Source organism: Halomonas terrestris (assembly GCF_049166755.1).
Lineage (GTDB): Bacteria > Pseudomonadota > Gammaproteobacteria > Pseudomonadales > Halomonadaceae > Halomonas.
On the sequence record NZ_JBMHFZ010000025.1, the window covers coordinates 33,117 to 48,161 of the forward strand.

Here is a 15,045-nt window from a genome sequence, read left to right on the forward strand (position 1 = left end):
CGAAAAGGCGTTTCCACAAGGAAGGTTGCATGAATTTCCCTACCATCGAGGACGTCGTCGGCCATACGCCGCTGGTCCGCCTGAAGCGTATCGGAGCCGGACGCAACAACACCCTGCTGGCCAAGCTCGAGGGCAACAATCCGGCCGGTTCGGTGAAGGATCGCCCGGCGCTCAGCATGGTCGAGCAGGCCGAGGCGCGCGGCGAGATCCGCCCCGGGGACACCCTGGTCGAGGCGACCTCCGGCAACACCGGCATCGCCCTGGCCATGGCCGCCGCCATCAAGGGCTACCGGATGGTGCTGATCATGCCCGAGAGTGCTTCCGAGGAGCGCAAGCAGGCCATGGCGGCGTTCGGTGCCAGCCTGATCACCGTCAGCAAGGAGGGCGGCATGGAAGAGGCCCGCGACCTCGCCGAGGCCATGGTCTCCCGCGGGGAGGGCAAGCCGCTGAACCAGTTCGCCAACCCGGACAACCCGCTGGCCCACTATCGTGGAACCGGCCCGGAGATCTGGGAACAGACCGGCGGCACCATCACTCACTTCGTCAGCTCCATGGGGACCACCGGCACCATCATGGGGGTGTCGAAGTACCTCAAGGAGCGCAACCCCGACGTGCAGATCATCGGCCTGCAGCCGGAGGACGGCGCCAGCATCGCCGGCATCCGGCGCTGGCCGGAAGCGTATCTGCCGAGCATCTTCGATGCCAGCCGGGTCGACCGGGTGCTCGACATCGGCCAGCACGAGGCCGAGGAGCACATGCGCCGCCTGGCCCGCGAGGAGGGCATCTTCGCCGGTGTCTCCTCGGGGGGCGCCCTGGCCGGCGCACTGCGCGTCGCCGCCGAGGTCGAGAATGCCGTGATCGTGTTCATCGTCTGCGACCGGGGAGATCGCTACCTCTCCACCGGCCTGTTCGCCCCGGAGCTCTGAAATGGCGGGACTGGGCAAGCGGCGTCCCTCGCGGGTCCGCTCCGGCGTGTCCGGCCTGCAGGGGCGTCAGGCGCCTCAGGCCTCCTCCGGGGTGTCTCCCGGGGATGCTGACGAGCCGGTGACCATCGAACGGCTGGCCCATGACGGCCGGGGCGTGGCGCATACCCTGGACGGCAAGACCCTGTTCGTCGAGGGGGCGCTCGCCGGCGAACGGGTCGAGGTGGCCGTACATCGTGCCCGCAGGCGTTTCGACGAGGCGCATGTGCGTGAGCTCGTCACCCCCTCGCCCGAGCGGGTCACGCCGCCCTGCGATTACTTCGGCCGCTGCGGCGGTTGCGATTTCCAGCACCTCGCCCTGGATGCCCAGCGTCGCCACAAGGTGGCGGTGCTGCTCGACCTGCTGGGCCGCCAGGGTGTCGAGGTGGCCGGAGAGCCGGAACTGCTGGCCGGGGCCGGCGAGGGGTATCGTCGCCGTGCCCGGCTGGGGGTCAAGGTCGATGCCGCGGGTGACGTGCATCTCGGGTTCCGTGCCCGCCACAGCCACCGCCTGGTGGACATCGACGCCTGCACCGTTCTGGTGCCGTCGCTCGGTGGCCTACTGCTGCCGCTGCACGATCTGGTGGCATCCCTGGAGGCGCCGCGCCAGGTGGGGCACCTGGAACTGCTCGAGAGCGACCAGGGCGTGACCCTGGTGGTTCGCCAGCTGCGGGACCACGCCGCCGATGCCGAGCGCTGGCGGGACTTCGCCGCCGACAACGCGCTGCATCTGGCACGGCTGCTGGGACGCGAGGCCCCCACGCTCGAGTGGCTGACCCCCGAACCGGCGCTGAGCTGCACCGTGCCGGCCGTCGAGGGCGAGCTCGTGCTGGGCTTCGCCCCCGGCGATTTCCTCCAGGCCAATGCCGAGGTCAACCGGCGGATGATCGAGACCGCCCAGGCCTGGCTGGGGGATATCGATGGCCGGTCACTGCTCGACCTCTTCGCCGGTGTCGGCAACTTCAGCCTGCCGCTGGCCTCCCGCGGGGCCAGCGTCACGGCGGTGGAGGGCAACCCCGCGATGGTCGCGCGGCTGGCCGCGAACGCGCAGCGCAACGGGCTCGAGATGGAGGCCCGCCAGGCCGACCTGGGACGGGCCGGAGCCGTCGCCGCGCTGCTGGCCGAGGGCCGGCCCGAGGTGGTGGTGCTGGACCCCCCCCGCGATGGTGCCGAACTCGCCTGCCGGGCCCTCGCCGAGCGGCCGGTTCCGCGTGTCCTCTACATTTCCTGTGACCCGGCGACCCTGGCACGGGATGCGGCATGGCTCGTGCATGGCGGTTATCGACCGGCCCGCGTCGCGGTGGCCGACATGTTCGCCCATACCTCACACCTGGAATCCATGCTGCTGTTCGAGCACCCGCGGACAGAGCGGCAGCCGCTAGGAGCAACACCCGATGGTTAAAGTCCGTGAAGACCAGCCGCTGAGTGCAACCGGGCGGGTCGACGTCGACCAGTGGGTCGAGCGCCTGCAGGAGGACGTCAAGCTGCGCGATGCCGCGGAGATGCGCGAAGCCTGCCTGCTGGCCCAGCGGCTGGAGATGGAGTCCGACCGTCCCCACCGCACCTGGCTGGCAGACGGCTCCAGCTTCCGCATGGGCCTGGAGATGGCCGATATCCTCGGGGAGCTGCGGCTCGACCAGGCCGCGCTCGAGGCGGCGGTACTCTACCGCGCCGTGCGCGAGGGGCTGATCGAGCTCGAGTCGGTCGGCAAGCGGCTGGGCGATGAGGTCGCCTCGCTGATCGGCGGGGTGCTGCAGATGGCGGCGATCAGCACCTCCCAGCTGCCCAGCCACGGCATGAGCCAGCACGACCAGCAGGACAACCTGCGCAAGATGCTGGTCACCATGATCGACGACGTGCGGGTCGCCCTGATCAAGATCGCCGAACGCACCTGTGCCCTGCGCCAGGTGAAGGACGCCCCCCGGGAGAAGCGCCAGCGGGTCGCCCGGGAGGTGTTCGACATCTATGCCCCCCTGGCCCACCGGCTGGGGATCGGCCAGCTCAAGTGGGAGCTGGAGGACCTCTCCTTCCGCTACCTGCACGAGGACGACTACAAGGCGATCGCCCGGCAGCTGGCCGAGAAGCGCCTCGACCGGGACCGCTACATCCATGACGTGGTGGAGACCCTCAAGGGGATGCTCCAGGCCCAGGGCATCAGGCGCTACGACGTCGACGGCCGGGCCAAGCACATCTACTCGATCTGGCGCAAGATGAAGCGCAAGCGCATCGACTTCTCCCAGGTCCACGACATCCGCGCGGTACGCATCCTGGTGCCCGAGGTGGCCGACTGCTACACCGTGCTGGGGCTGGTGCACTCGCGCTGGCACCATGTGCCCAACGAGTTCGACGACTACATCGCCAATCCCAAGAAGAACGGCTACCAGTCGCTGCACACCGCGGTGATGGGGCCCGAGAACAAGGTGCTGGAGATCCAGATCCGCACCTTCGCCATGCACGACGAGGCCGAACTCGGCGTCTGCGCCCACTGGCGCTACAAGGGGCATGACACCAAGGGGAAGAGCTCCAGCTACGAGGAGAAGATCGCCTGGCTTCGTCAGGTGCTCGAGTGGCAGGAGGAGGTCGGCGACTTCGGCGACCTGCGCGAGGGGCTCTCCAGCGACGTGGCCCCGGACCGTATCTACGTCTTCACGCCGGACGGGCATGTCATCGACCTGCCGCGCGTCGCCACCCCCATCGACTTCGCCTATCGGGTGCACACCGAGGTGGGCCATCGCTGCCGTGGCGCCAAGGTCAACGGCCGTATCGTGCCGCTCACCTACAAGCTCAGGACCGGCCAGCAGGTGGAGATCCTCACCGCCAGCAAGGGAGGGCCGAGCCGCGACTGGCTGAATCCCAGCCTCGGCTATGTACGCACCTCCCGGGCACGGGCCAAGATCCAGGCCTGGTTCAAGCACCAGGCCCGCGACCAGAACCTCGAGGAGGGGCGTGCGCTCTTCGAGCGCGAGATGAAGCGCCTCGACATCGAGGGCATGGACCTCGAGACCCTGGCTCGCCAGGTCAACTACACCAGCCCGGACGACATGTATGCGGCCCTGGGGGCCGGCGACCTGCGCATCGGCCAGGTGCTCCACCAGGCCCAGCAGCTGTTCGGCGAGAGCGACGACCAGGAGCAGCTGGACCGCCTGCTGGCCAAGCCGCGCAAGGCCGGCGGCAAGGGGAGTGGTTCCGACATCACCGTGCTCGGGGTCGGCAACCTCAAGACCAGCATGGCCAACTGCTGCCATCCCGTGCCGGGCGAGGCCATCGTCGGCTTCATCACCCAGGGGCGCGGCGTCACCGTGCACCGCCAGGACTGCCCCAACATCCTGCAGCTGCGCATGGACGAGCCGCAGCGCATCATCGAGGTCGAGTGGGGCGAACGGGCCCGCACCCAGTACCCGGTGGAGATCGAGATCCAGGCCTGGGACCGTTCGGGCCTGCTGCGCGACGTGACCGGGGTGCTCAGCAACGACAAGGTCAACGTGCTCTCGGTCAACACCCTCACCGACACCGACGATGGTATCGCCCGCATGGTGATCACCGTCGAAGTCGACGGGCTGGAGACCCTGGGGCGGCTCTTCTCGCGTATCCAGCAGCTGCCCAACGTCATCGAGGTACGGCGGCTGCGCAGCAGCAGCCAGCGGGGCAGGCCAGGCAAGCGCAAGGGGAAGTCGACATGAGCGTGGCCCGTTACGACCTCGGCGACCTGCTGACATTGATGGCGGTGCTGCGCGATCGCGACCAGGGCTGCCCCTGGGACCTGGCCCAGGACTGGGACTCCATCGTGCCCCATACCCTGGAGGAGGCCTACGAGGTGGCCGACGCCATCGAGCGGCGTGCCTTCGACGAACTGCCCGGCGAACTCGGCGACCTGCTCTTCCAGGTGGTCTACTACAGCCAGTTCGGCGCCGAGGAGGGGCGATTCGACTTCCACGACGTGGTGCACACGCTCACCGACAAGATGCTGGGCCGTCACCCCCACGTGTTTCCCGACGGCACCCTGGCCTCCCGTCGCCCGCCCGGCGTCACTGCCGAGCAGGTCCAGACGCGCCTGGTGAACAGTCGCTGGGAGGCCCTGAAGGCGGAGGAGCGCGCCGAGCGCTCCGCACAGGCCGACCGGCCGCACTCGGTGCTCGACGACGTGCCGCGCACCCTGCCGGCGCTGTCCCGGGCGGCCAAGCTCTCCAGGCGTGCGGCACGGGTCGGCTTCGACTGGCCCGATGCCCGCGGCGTCATCGCCAAGATCCGCGAGGAGCTCGACGAGGTGGAGGAGGCCCTGGTCGCGGGGAACCGCGACCACGCCGTCGAGGAGGTCGGCGACCTGCTATTCGCCGTGACCAACCTGGCGCGCACCCTCAAGGCGGACCCGGAGCAGTGCCTGCGCGCCACCAATGCCAAGTTCGAGCGTCGCTTCCGTCATGTGGAGGCCGCCCTGGGCGCCGAGGGGATCCCCCTGCGCGAGGCGGGCCTCGAGGCCATGGAGCACCACTGGCTGGCCGCCAAGCGGCAGGAGGCCGATCCCGAACACCCAGAACCCGTTACCGACAACGACAATCCCGGAGGACGCCGGTCATGAGCCACGACCTGCACGAATCGCTGCGTGACAATGTCCGCATCCTGGGCGACAGCCTGGGCCGCACCATCGCCGATGACCTCGGCTCGGGGTTCGTCGACAAGATCGAGACCATCCGCGGCTTCGCCAAGCGCGGACGGCAGGGGGACCAGCAGAGCCGCCGCGAACTGATCGAGTACCTGCGCCGACTGCCCGACCGCGACCTGCTGCCGGTGACCCGCGCCTTCAATCAGTTCCTCAACCTGGCCAACATCGCCGAGCAGCATTATCGGGCGCGCTTCCGTCGCGTCGAGGACTACAAGCCCGGCTCCCAGCCGGTGCTCAGCGAGCTGCTCGAGCGCGCCCGCCGGTCCGGCAGCTCGCCCCGCAAGCTGGTGGAGAACCTCGCCGGCATGCGGGTCGAGCTGGTGCTCACGGCCCACCCCACCGAGGTCATCCGCCGTACCCTGATCCAGAAGTACGATGCCATCGACGATTGCCTCACCGCCATCGAGTCCTCCACCGACTACCCCGAGCGCGGCGTGCGTGCCCAGGGCCGGCTGGAGGAGCTGATCGGCCAGGCCTGGCACACCGACGAGATCCGCCACGAGCGGCCCACCCCGGTGGACGAGGCGAAATGGGGGTTCGCGGTGATCGAGAACTCCCTGTGGCAGGCGGTACCCGACTTCCATCGCGACCTGGACAACCTGCTGCTGGAGACCGCCGGCGAGCGGCTGCCGCTGGATGCCGCGCCGATTCGCTTTGCCTCCTGGATGGGCGGCGATCGCGACGGCAACCCCAACGTCACCGCCCGGGTCACCCGGGAGGTGCTGCTGCTGGGTCGCTGGATGGCCGCCGACCTCTACCTGCGTGACCTGGATCAGCTCAAGGCCGAACTCTCCATGTGGAAGGCCAACAGCGCGCTCAAGGCCGAGGTGGGCGATGTGGCCGAGCCGTACCGGGAGCTGCTCAAGCGGCTGCTGGCCCGCGTCGAGTCCACGCGCGACTGGGCCAAGGCGGAGCTCGACGGGCGCAGCTACGAGGGCGGTCCGGTCATCGAGAACCGCGACCAGCTCTATGCCCCGCTGCTGACCTGCTACCGCTCGCTGTGTGACGTGGGCCTGGACACCATCGCCAACGGGGCGCTGCTCGATACCCTGAGGCGGGTCGCCGTGTTCGGCGTCACCCTGACCAAGCTCGACCTGCGCCAGGAGGCGAGCCGTCACGCCCAGGTCATGGAGGAGCTCACCGACTGCCTGGGGCTCGGCCACTACCGGGAGTGGAGCGAACAGCAGCGCCAGGAGTTCCTGCTCGAGGAGCTCGCCTCCCGGCGGCCGCTGATCCCGCGTCGCTGGGAGTGCTCCACCGAGTCCCGCGAGGTGATCGACACCTTCCGGGTGGTGGCGGCCGAACTGCCGGAGGCCCTGGGCACCTACATCATCTCCATGGCGGCCCAGCCGTCGGACGTGCTCACCGTCGCGCTGCTGATGAAGGAGGTGGGCGGCGACGTGCGCCTGCCCATCGCGCCGCTGTTCGAGACCCTCGACGACCTCAACCATGCCGGCGAGGTGATCGACCGGCTGCTGGCGCTGCCCGGCTACCGTGCCCTGGTCGGCGATGGCCAGGAAGTGATGATCGGCTACTCCGACTCCGCCAAGGACGCCGGCCAGCTCGCGGCCGCCTGGGCCCAGTACCGCGCCCAGGAGGCCCTCGTCGAGGTGTGCGAGCGCCATGGCGTCGACCTGACGCTGTTCCATGGCCGGGGGGGCACGGTGGGGCGGGGCGGCGGCCCCGCCCATGCGGCCATCCTCTCCCAGCCGCCGGGCTCGGTGAATGGCAGCCTGAGGGTGACCGAGCAGGGCGAGATGATCCGCTTCAAGTTCGGCCAGCCGGATATCGCCCTGCGCTCCATGGAGATCTACGCCTGTGCGGTGCTCGAGGCGACCCTGCTGCCGCCACCGGCGCCGCGTCCCGAGTGGCGCGAGGAGATGGATCGCCTGGCCGAGATCGCCCATGGGGCCTACGTGGGGGTGGTGCGCGAGGATCCCGACTTCGTGCCCTACTTCCGGGCGGTGACCCCGGAAGGGGCGCTCGGTCGGCTGCCGCTCGGCTCGCGCCCCACCAAGCGCCGCCAGGATGGTGGCGTGGAGACCTTGCGGGCGATCCCCTGGATCTTCGCCTGGACCCAGACGCGCCTGATGCTGCCGGCCTGGCTCGGCAGTGGCGAGGCCTTCGCCCGACGCCTGGAGGAGGAGGGCGGCCTGGAGGTGCTCAGGGAGATGCGCGACCAGTGGCCCTTCTTCGGCACCTACCTGGACATGCTGGAGATGCTGCTGGCCAAGGCCGACGTGAGCATCGCCGCCTACTACGAGAACCGCCTGGTCGACGAGCCGGCGCTCAAGGCGCTGGGCGAGAAGCTGAGGGGGCGTTTCTCCCGGCTGCACGAGGTGCTGCTCCAGGTCCTCGACCAGCAGGAGCTGCTGGAGAACACGCCCTTGATCCGCCAGGCCATCGAGGTCCGCAATCCCTACATCGACCCCCTGCACGGCCTGCAGGCCGAACTGCTGCAGCGCAACCGCGACGCTGACGGGGCCATCAGTGCCGACCTCTCGCGGGCGCTGATGGTGACCATGGCCGGCATTGCCGCCGGGCTGCGCAACACCGGTTGAGGTCCGCCTCGCCCCGGCCATTGGCCGGGGCGATGCCAGGGCGGCGATGCGCTCAGAAGGGGTAGTGGAACGAGGCGGTGACCAGGTTGAGGTGTGCCATGCTCGGGGCGTCGATCTCCTCGAACTCCAGCCGGCTGACCAGGCGGTTCAGCTGCAGGCGGGCGCCGAAGCCCTGGACGCGGGCGGTACCGGCGGTGGCCAAGGCGTAGGGGTCGGGACGGCTCACCGGATCGCCCTCCCACTCGGCGAAGCCCGACTTGGCGTAGAGGCCCAGCTGCCCGAGGCGCACGCCGGCCACCAGGCTGCCACCCAGGCTGGTGGTGTTGAGGATCAGCGGCTGGTTGCCGAGGCGAGCCGGGACCTCGTCGCTCTCGCGGTAGGTGAACTCGGCCCCCAGGTCGAGCCTGGGCAGCCGCAGGGGCGAGAAGCCGGCAGTCAGGCGGAACCCGGAGGTATAGCCGTCCGGCGTCTCGAGGTCTCGCCCTTCGACCACCACCCCGTTGTCGAGATGCATTAGGTCGGTTGCCTTGCCGGCGAAGGAGGGGGGCTCGCCATCCGCGAGCAGCGGTGACGAAAGCAGTGTCAGACTGGTTGCCAAGGCGATGGCAAGTGGGATGACCGGTTTCATGATCCCTGACCCTGAGCGGCGTGGCGGCTGGCGTCCACTTGCTCGTTGCGTACATCGTTACAGGCTAGCAGGGTAATCCCCCACCCGCCAGGCAGAAGGTCAGGGCCGCCCGGCGGGCCTGGCCGGGCCGAGGCCGGCCTCGAGTCCGGCCAGGCGGGGGGCGGCGATGTCGTGGCGCCGCGCCGCCGCCAGCAAGGGGCCGAGGATGGCATCGCGCTCGGTGGGGCGCCCGGCCAGCACGTCCTGCAGCATGGAGGCGCGGTTGTTCGCCGTGCCGGCCACGACCGCCCACACCAGGGTCCGCCAGCCGTCGAGCCCCTCGCCCCGGGGCGGGGCGACGCCCTCGGCGGCCAGGATCGTCGCCACCTCGGCGATCACCGCTTCCACCATGGGCCGGAAGGGGCGGTCACGCAGCTGGCCGTTGCGGATGCGGAAACGGGCCACCAGGGGGTTGATGGCGGCGTTGACGGCGAGCTTCTGCCACAGCCGGTCGCGGATGTCGTCCACCGCCCGGGCGGGAAGCCCCGCCTCGTCGAGCCGTCGGGCGAGGCCGCCGGCCAGGTCGCGGTGCCCGCCGGCGAGGGCACCGACCAGGGTCTGGCCGTGTCCGGCATGGACGACCCGCTCCTCGCCCGCCACGAAGGCCCCCTCGGTGGTGGTGGCACAGAGCACCGGGCCGGCGTGGCGTTCGGTGAGCCGCGGCTGGCAGTCGAACCCGTTCTGCCACAGTACCAGGGGCGTGCCCGGGGGCAGGCGAGCGGCGAGGGCCGCGTGGGCCGCCTCGGCGGCATGGGCCTTGGTGGTGAGATGCACCGCGTCGGGGGCGCGTGACGGCGGGTTGTCGGTCGTGGTGACCCGCAGCGTGCGGGTCAGGCGCTCCCCCTCGGGGGTCACCAGGGTCTGGGTGGCCGGCAGTCGGCGACGCCCCAGCAGGGTGACCTCCACGCCCCCCGTCGTCCGGGCCGCCAGGCGAAGGGCGATCAGCCGCCCCAGGGCGCCGGGGCCGACGATCCAGTGGCTGTCCCGTCCGCTCATGAGCTGCTCCTGCTGCGGCCCGAGCGGCTGGCGCCCGACCCGCGGCGGCGTCGGGAGGCATTGCCTCGCCGTCGGGCCGGGGCGCGTCCGGCGGCAGCCGGCTCCTCGCCGCGGGCGGTGGCCAGCGCCTGACGCAGGCCACCGGCATCGGCGGACGTCAGCAGGCCGCGCAGGTCCTCCACCAGGGAGGCCAGGAAGGGCGCCGGGTCGTCGCCGGCCTCGGCGATGGCGGCCAGGCGCTGCTCCCAGAGGGCCGTGCGTTCGGGCCGGCCGACGGCGTCGGGCAGCGAGGCGATCAGCGCGCTGCCCAGCCGTGTGGCGCGCAGGGCCTTGGCCCGGCGCACCAGGTAGCCACGCTCCACCAGGGTCTCGATGATGCCGGCTCGCGTCGCCTCCGTGCCCAGCCCGTCGTGCTCGCGCAGGGTACGGCGCACCGCCGGGTCCTCGACATGGCGGCCGATGTTCATCATCGCCTTGATCAGGCTGGCGTCGGTGAAGGGCTCCGGCGGGCGGGTCTCGCGATCCTCCACGCCGGCCTCGCGGACCCGGCAGGGCTCGCCCTCGGTGAGCGGCGGGAGCGGCGGGGCCTCCTCCCGGGTGGTGAACAGCGGCTTCCAGCCCGGCGCGAGGATCTCCTGGCCGCGGGCCCGGAAGGCCTCGCCGGCGACGGCGAACTCCGCCTTGACCTCGCGGGTGGCGAGCGGCGGATAGAACTGGGCCAGCACGTTGCGGGCGATCAGCCGGAAGACGTCGGCCTCGGCCTTCTCGAGGCGCGAGGTGTCGGCGGGCTTGCCGGTGGGGGCCAGGGCGTGGTGGGCGCCGACCTGCTTGTCGTTCCAGGCGCGGGAACGCCGCGAGAAGTCCGCCCCGGCCAGCCAGTCACGCAGGGTGTCGTCCTGGCGGCAGGCGCCCTCCAGGGTGGCCCGTGCCGAGGCGAAATGCTCCTCGGGCAGGTAGCGGCAGTCCGAGCGCGGGTAGGTGATCAGCTTGTGGCGCTCGTAGAGGCGCTGGCAGATGTCCAGCACCGCCTTGGCGGAGAGCCCGAAGCGTCGGGCGGCGTCCACCTGCAGCGCCGAGAGCGAGTAGGGCAGGGGAGGCGCCTGACGCTTGTCGCGGCTCTCGAGGCGGACCAGGCGGCCCCCGGCGCCGGGCAGTCGCTCGGCCAGGTCGGCGGCGGGCTCCCGGACGAGCAGCCGCCCCTGGTCGTCCAGCGGGTGCGTCTCGCCGGGCTGCCACCAGGCGCGCAGCTGGCCGCCCTCGACCTCCAGGTCCACCCACAGCACGAAGAAGGGCCTGGGCGCGAAATCGCGGATCTCGGCGTCGCGGCGCACCACCAGGCCCAGCACCGGGGTCTGCACCCGGCCCACCGAGAGCACGCCGTCGTGACCCGCCTGCCGGCCGGTGAGGGTCCAGGCGCGGGTCAGGTTGATGCCGTAGAGCCAGTCGGCCCGGGCCCGGGACTCCGCGGCGCGATAGAGTGGCTGGTAGCGGGCGTTGTCCTCCAGCCGCGAGAGTGCCCGCTGCACCGCCGGGCGGTTGAGGTCGCTGACCAGCAGCCGCGACACCTCGCCTCTCCAGCCCAGGTGCTCGATCACCTCCTGCACCAGCAGCTGGCCCTCGCGGTCGGGGTCGCCGGCGTGGACCACCTCGCGAGCGGACTTGAGGAGCCGGCGGATCACCGCCAGCTGGCCGCGGGCCCTGGGGCGAGGCATCAGTTTCCACTCTGCCGGCAGGATGGGCAGGTGGTCGAGTCGCCACTGCTTCAGGGCGGGGTCATAGGCATCCGGCGGGGCCTGTTCGAGCAGGTGGCCCAGGCACCAGGTCACCGTGGTGTCGCCGACGACGAGGGCGCCGTCCTCGCGGGCCGGGCGGCCGGGCAGGGCTTCGGCGATGGCCCTGGCCAGGCTGGGTTTCTCGGCGATGATCAGTCGCATCCTGGTTTCCACCGGTTCATGATATGGACATTCTTACAGTCTGCCATGTCCCTCGCCAGATGTAACATGAATCAGTTCCTGTACAATTCCTGTATCGAATATTCTCTGGAGCCATGTCATGCGCGAACGCGGCCGTACCCGGCGCCTGCTGGGATTGGGAGCACGAACCGGTGGCGCCCTGCTGCGCACCCGCCTGGGGGGGCAGGCCGACTGGCGGGCCCTGGGCGAGGCCCTCTTCGAAGGGCTCTCCGAGCTCAAGGGGCCGGCCATGAAGCTGGCCCAGATCATGGCCCAGTGGGACGACCTGCTGCCCCCTGACCTGGCCGACGAGCTGGCGCGCCTGCAACGCCAGGCCGAGCCGATGCCCTGGGAGAGCATTCGTCGCACCCTGGTCGAGCAGTATGGCGACCTCGACATCCGCTTCCGCGAGATCGAGGCGCGCCCCTTCGCCAGCGCCTCCATGGGCCAGGTGCACCGCGCGGTGACCCACGACGGCGAGACGCTGGTGCTGAAGGTCCAGTATCCGGGGCTCGCCGAGGTGCTCGAGAGCGACCTGGTGCAGGTGCGCCGGCTGATGGCGCTGGGACGCTGGCTCAAGGTGTCCCAGACCCGACTCGATGCCCTGTTCGAGGAGCTGGCCGCCAGCCTGCGCGGCGAGCTGGACTATCACGCCGAGGCCGAGGCGCTGGCCCGCTATCGGGCCCGCTATGCCCATCTCGACACCCTGGTGATACCCGAACCGCTGCCCGGGTTGTCGGGGCCCAGGGTGCTGGCCATGCGCTACGTGGCCGGCACGCCGCTGCGCGAGCTGGAGGGGGCCGGTGGCGAGGAGCGCCAGCGCCTGGCAACGACGCTGGCCGACTGGCTCACCGAGGAGCTGTTCACCTTCGGGGAGCTGCACGCCGACCCCCACGCCGGCAATTTCGCCGCCGACGACCAGGGGCGCCTGGTGATCTACGACCTGGGGGCGATAATCCCGGTGCCGGAGGCGCGGCTCAAGGCGATGATGCGGCTGCTGGAGGCCACGCTGGCGGGCGACCCCATGGCCATGGACGAGGCGCTGCTGTCGCTGGGCGGACGCCAGGGCCAGGGGGCGCCGCTGGCGCTCTACCGTGAGGCCGCCGAGGCGGTCTCCCCCCTGTTCCGTCCGGGCGAGCAGGACTTCTCCGATGTCCGGGTCCATCGCCGGCTGCGCGACCTCAGCCCCAGGGTCTGGGCGGCCATGGACCGGCTGCAGCCACCCGCGGACACCCTGCTGCTGTCGCGTACCCTCAACGGCCACTACTGGAACCTGGTACGGCTCGGCGCACGCCTCGACATGCACGCCCGCACCCGGCCGCTGCTGGCCTGGGCGCAGCGCTGAGTGCCTGCCCAGAACGCCGCCGGACTGTTAGACTGTGCCGTTTTCTGGTGCGGAGACTGCGATGCTGGCAGCATGGGTGGAACAACTGCTGGGCTTTGCCTCGGGCGCCCTGGTGACCATTCGCGAGGACGAACGCTATCCGACGCTGATGGCCTGGGCCCGGGAGGAGGGCGTCGGCCTGCTGGGCGGCAACCTGGCCCAGGCCCAGGCGCTGGCCCCGGAGCTCTGGTCGCAGACGCCGCTGGAACGCCTCGACTTCGCCTGCGAGCCGCTCGCACGTCCGGGCCGCAACGAGCCCTGCTGGTGCGACTCCGGCCGCAAGACCAAGCACTGTTGCGGTGCCGTGGCGCTGCCCGGGCATGTGCCCGAGCACCTGATGTGGATGCTCTCGCTGCGCGACTGGAAGGGCGACACCCTCAAGGCGGCGCTGGAGAGTGGCCGGGCGCCGGCCCAGGCGCTGCTCGAGGCCGGGCTGATCGCCGCCGAGAGTGGCCAGCGTGGCCGTGCCCAGCAGATACTGGAATCGCTGTTCGAGCGCGCCGACTGGTCCCGCCTGCCCGAACAGGCCGAGCCGGCCTTCGAGATCCTCATCGACCTCTACCAGGAGCGCGGCTTCCACCGCAAGCGCACCGCGCTGCTCGATGAGGTCCTCGACCGCGGGCCGCTGTTCCTGCGCGGCGTGGCGCTGGAGCGACTCTGCCTGATGCACCTGGACAACGACGACCTGGACAGTGCCCGGGCCGCCTTCGTGCGCGCCCAGCAGGCGCTGCCCGACTCCCCGACCCTGGCCTACATCGAGGCCATGCTGCTGCTCCACGAGGGCCACGAGCGCGAGGCCTCCGAGCGGGCCCGTTTCTGGTTCCGCCGCCTGGCCCGCCAGGGTGACCTGGACGCCGACCAGCTGCAGTTCCTGGCCGATCTGGCCGACAATCCCGGGGCCACCCTGGCCGAGCAGCTGCTCAATGCCGAGGAGGACCTGGCCGGGCCGCTGGCCTCGCTGCAGGCGCTGCTCGAGGCGTTGCCGACGGCGCCATGCCTGGATGTCCGGCTCGCCGACGAAGGCCGCCTGGAGTACCACACCAGTGCTCGGGAGGACACCCTGTTCGCAGCCTGGCAGAAACACTTCCGGGTGCAGGTGGTGGGCGATGCGCCCATGGGATTCGACGACGATCCCTGGCCCCATGCCGCGGACTGGCTCGGCGAGCTCTGCTCCCACCCGGAGTGGCTGGATGCGCCCCGGGTGGTCCAGGCCCTCGCGCTGGCCCTGACCAGTCGCTTCGGCAGCCTGCCGTGGATGGCGCCGAGCCTCTTCACCCCGCTGGCCGACCGCCTCGAGCGCTGGCTCGAGCAGGTCCAGGCCGCGGGCACCGGCACCCTGGCCTGGGACGATGCCGACAACGCCGTGCTGCTGCGTACCGGGCTGGCGCTGGTGGTGGGCATGGAGCGCGGGGCGCGGCAGCGTTCCCGCGAGCTCGCCGAGCGACTGCTGGCGCTGGACGACCAGGACGGCCTGGGGCTGCGTGAGCTGGTGCTCGACCAGTTGCTGCGCGAGGGGCGCGATCGCGAGGCCCTCGAGCTGAGCGAGCGGGCAGTCGCCGAGCAGGCCGCGGAGCCTGCCCCGCTGCTGGGGCTGATGATGGGGCGCGTGCTGGCACTCTACCGCCTGGAGCGCCGCGATGATGCCCTGGAGGCGCTGGCGGCGGCCCGGCGTCACAACCCCCACGCCCTGGCGATGCTGTGTGCCGACAACCCGCGGCCGGTGAACGTCGGCGGCGACGGCATCGCCGAGCCCGGTTCCCGGGCCGAGGCCTGGCAGTACCGCACCCTGATGCGCGACCAGTGGCGGGCCACTCCCGGTGCGCTGGAGTGGCTGCGCGGGCAGCTGCCCGGCTGAGGCGCCCC

At 71.0% G+C, this 15,045-nt stretch carries 10 protein-coding genes; 7 read left to right on the forward strand and 3 right to left on the reverse strand.

Annotation, left to right across the window (positions count from 1 at the left end):
- Positions 1-29 precede the first annotated feature (29 nt).
- The 5 genes from cysM to ppc are packed head-to-tail and all read left to right on the forward strand — an operon-like array spanning position 30 to position 8,183.
- Positions 30-926 (forward strand): cysteine synthase CysM, encoded by an 897-nt coding sequence (gene cysM, locus ACOMD9_RS18690; protein ID WP_421417495.1) that lies wholly within the window; start codon positions 30-32, stop codon positions 924-926.
- 1 nt (position 927) lies between these two features.
- Entirely contained in the window at positions 928-2,364 is a 1,437-nt protein-coding gene (locus tag ACOMD9_RS18695) for a TRAM domain-containing protein (RefSeq protein WP_421417496.1), read from the forward strand.
- Positions 2,357-4,642, forward strand: a complete 2,286-nt coding sequence (relA, locus tag ACOMD9_RS18700) for a GTP diphosphokinase (protein WP_421417497.1) — start codon at positions 2,357-2,359, stop codon at positions 4,640-4,642. The genes ACOMD9_RS18695 and relA overlap by 8 nt, the downstream gene beginning before the upstream one ends.
- Positions 4,639-5,538 carry a nucleoside triphosphate pyrophosphohydrolase gene (mazG, locus tag ACOMD9_RS18705; protein WP_421417498.1) on the forward strand — a complete coding sequence of 300 codons (900 nt, stop codon included), beginning with the start codon at positions 4,639-4,641 and terminating at the stop codon, positions 5,536-5,538. The genes relA and mazG overlap by 4 nt, the downstream gene beginning before the upstream one ends.
- Positions 5,535-8,183, forward strand: a complete 2,649-nt coding sequence (gene ppc / locus ACOMD9_RS18710; RefSeq protein WP_421417499.1) for a phosphoenolpyruvate carboxylase — start codon at positions 5,535-5,537, stop codon at positions 8,181-8,183. Before mazG ends, ppc begins: the two co-directional genes overlap by 4 nt.
- 52 nt (positions 8,184-8,235) lie before the next feature.
- Here the strand turns inward: ppc and ACOMD9_RS18715 are convergent, their stop codons facing one another.
- The 3 genes from ACOMD9_RS18715 to ACOMD9_RS18725 all read right to left on the reverse strand — a co-directional run bounded on the left by ACOMD9_RS18715 (position 8,236) and on the right by ACOMD9_RS18725 (position 11,780).
- A complete protein-coding gene (locus tag ACOMD9_RS18715; protein WP_421417500.1) occupies positions 8,236-8,811 on the reverse strand; it encodes a hypothetical protein in 576 nt (191 codons plus the stop codon).
- A 99-nt stretch (positions 8,812-8,910) separates the two neighbouring features.
- Complete coding sequence (locus tag ACOMD9_RS18720) at positions 8,911-9,846, reverse strand: ketopantoate reductase family protein (RefSeq protein ID WP_421417501.1); 936 nt, start codon at positions 9,844-9,846, stop codon at positions 8,911-8,913.
- Complete coding sequence (locus ACOMD9_RS18725) at positions 9,843-11,780, reverse strand: DNA topoisomerase III (protein ID WP_421417502.1); 1,938 nt, start codon at positions 11,778-11,780, stop codon at positions 9,843-9,845. The genes ACOMD9_RS18720 and ACOMD9_RS18725 overlap by 4 nt, the downstream gene beginning before the upstream one ends.
- Positions 11,781-11,898: 118 nt before the next feature.
- On the opposite strand from ACOMD9_RS18725, the gene ACOMD9_RS18730 reads away from it, so the two are divergent.
- Together ACOMD9_RS18730 and ACOMD9_RS18735 are read left to right on the forward strand one after the other, a co-directional pair.
- Positions 11,899-13,143, forward strand: a complete 1,245-nt coding sequence (locus ACOMD9_RS18730) for an ABC1 kinase family protein (protein ID WP_421417503.1) — start codon at positions 11,899-11,901, stop codon at positions 13,141-13,143.
- Between the two features lie 61 nt (positions 13,144-13,204).
- Positions 13,205-15,037 (forward strand): SEC-C metal-binding domain-containing protein, encoded by a 1,833-nt coding sequence (locus ACOMD9_RS18735; protein WP_421417504.1) that lies wholly within the window; start codon positions 13,205-13,207, stop codon positions 15,035-15,037.
- Positions 15,038-15,045: the final 8 nt, after the last annotated feature.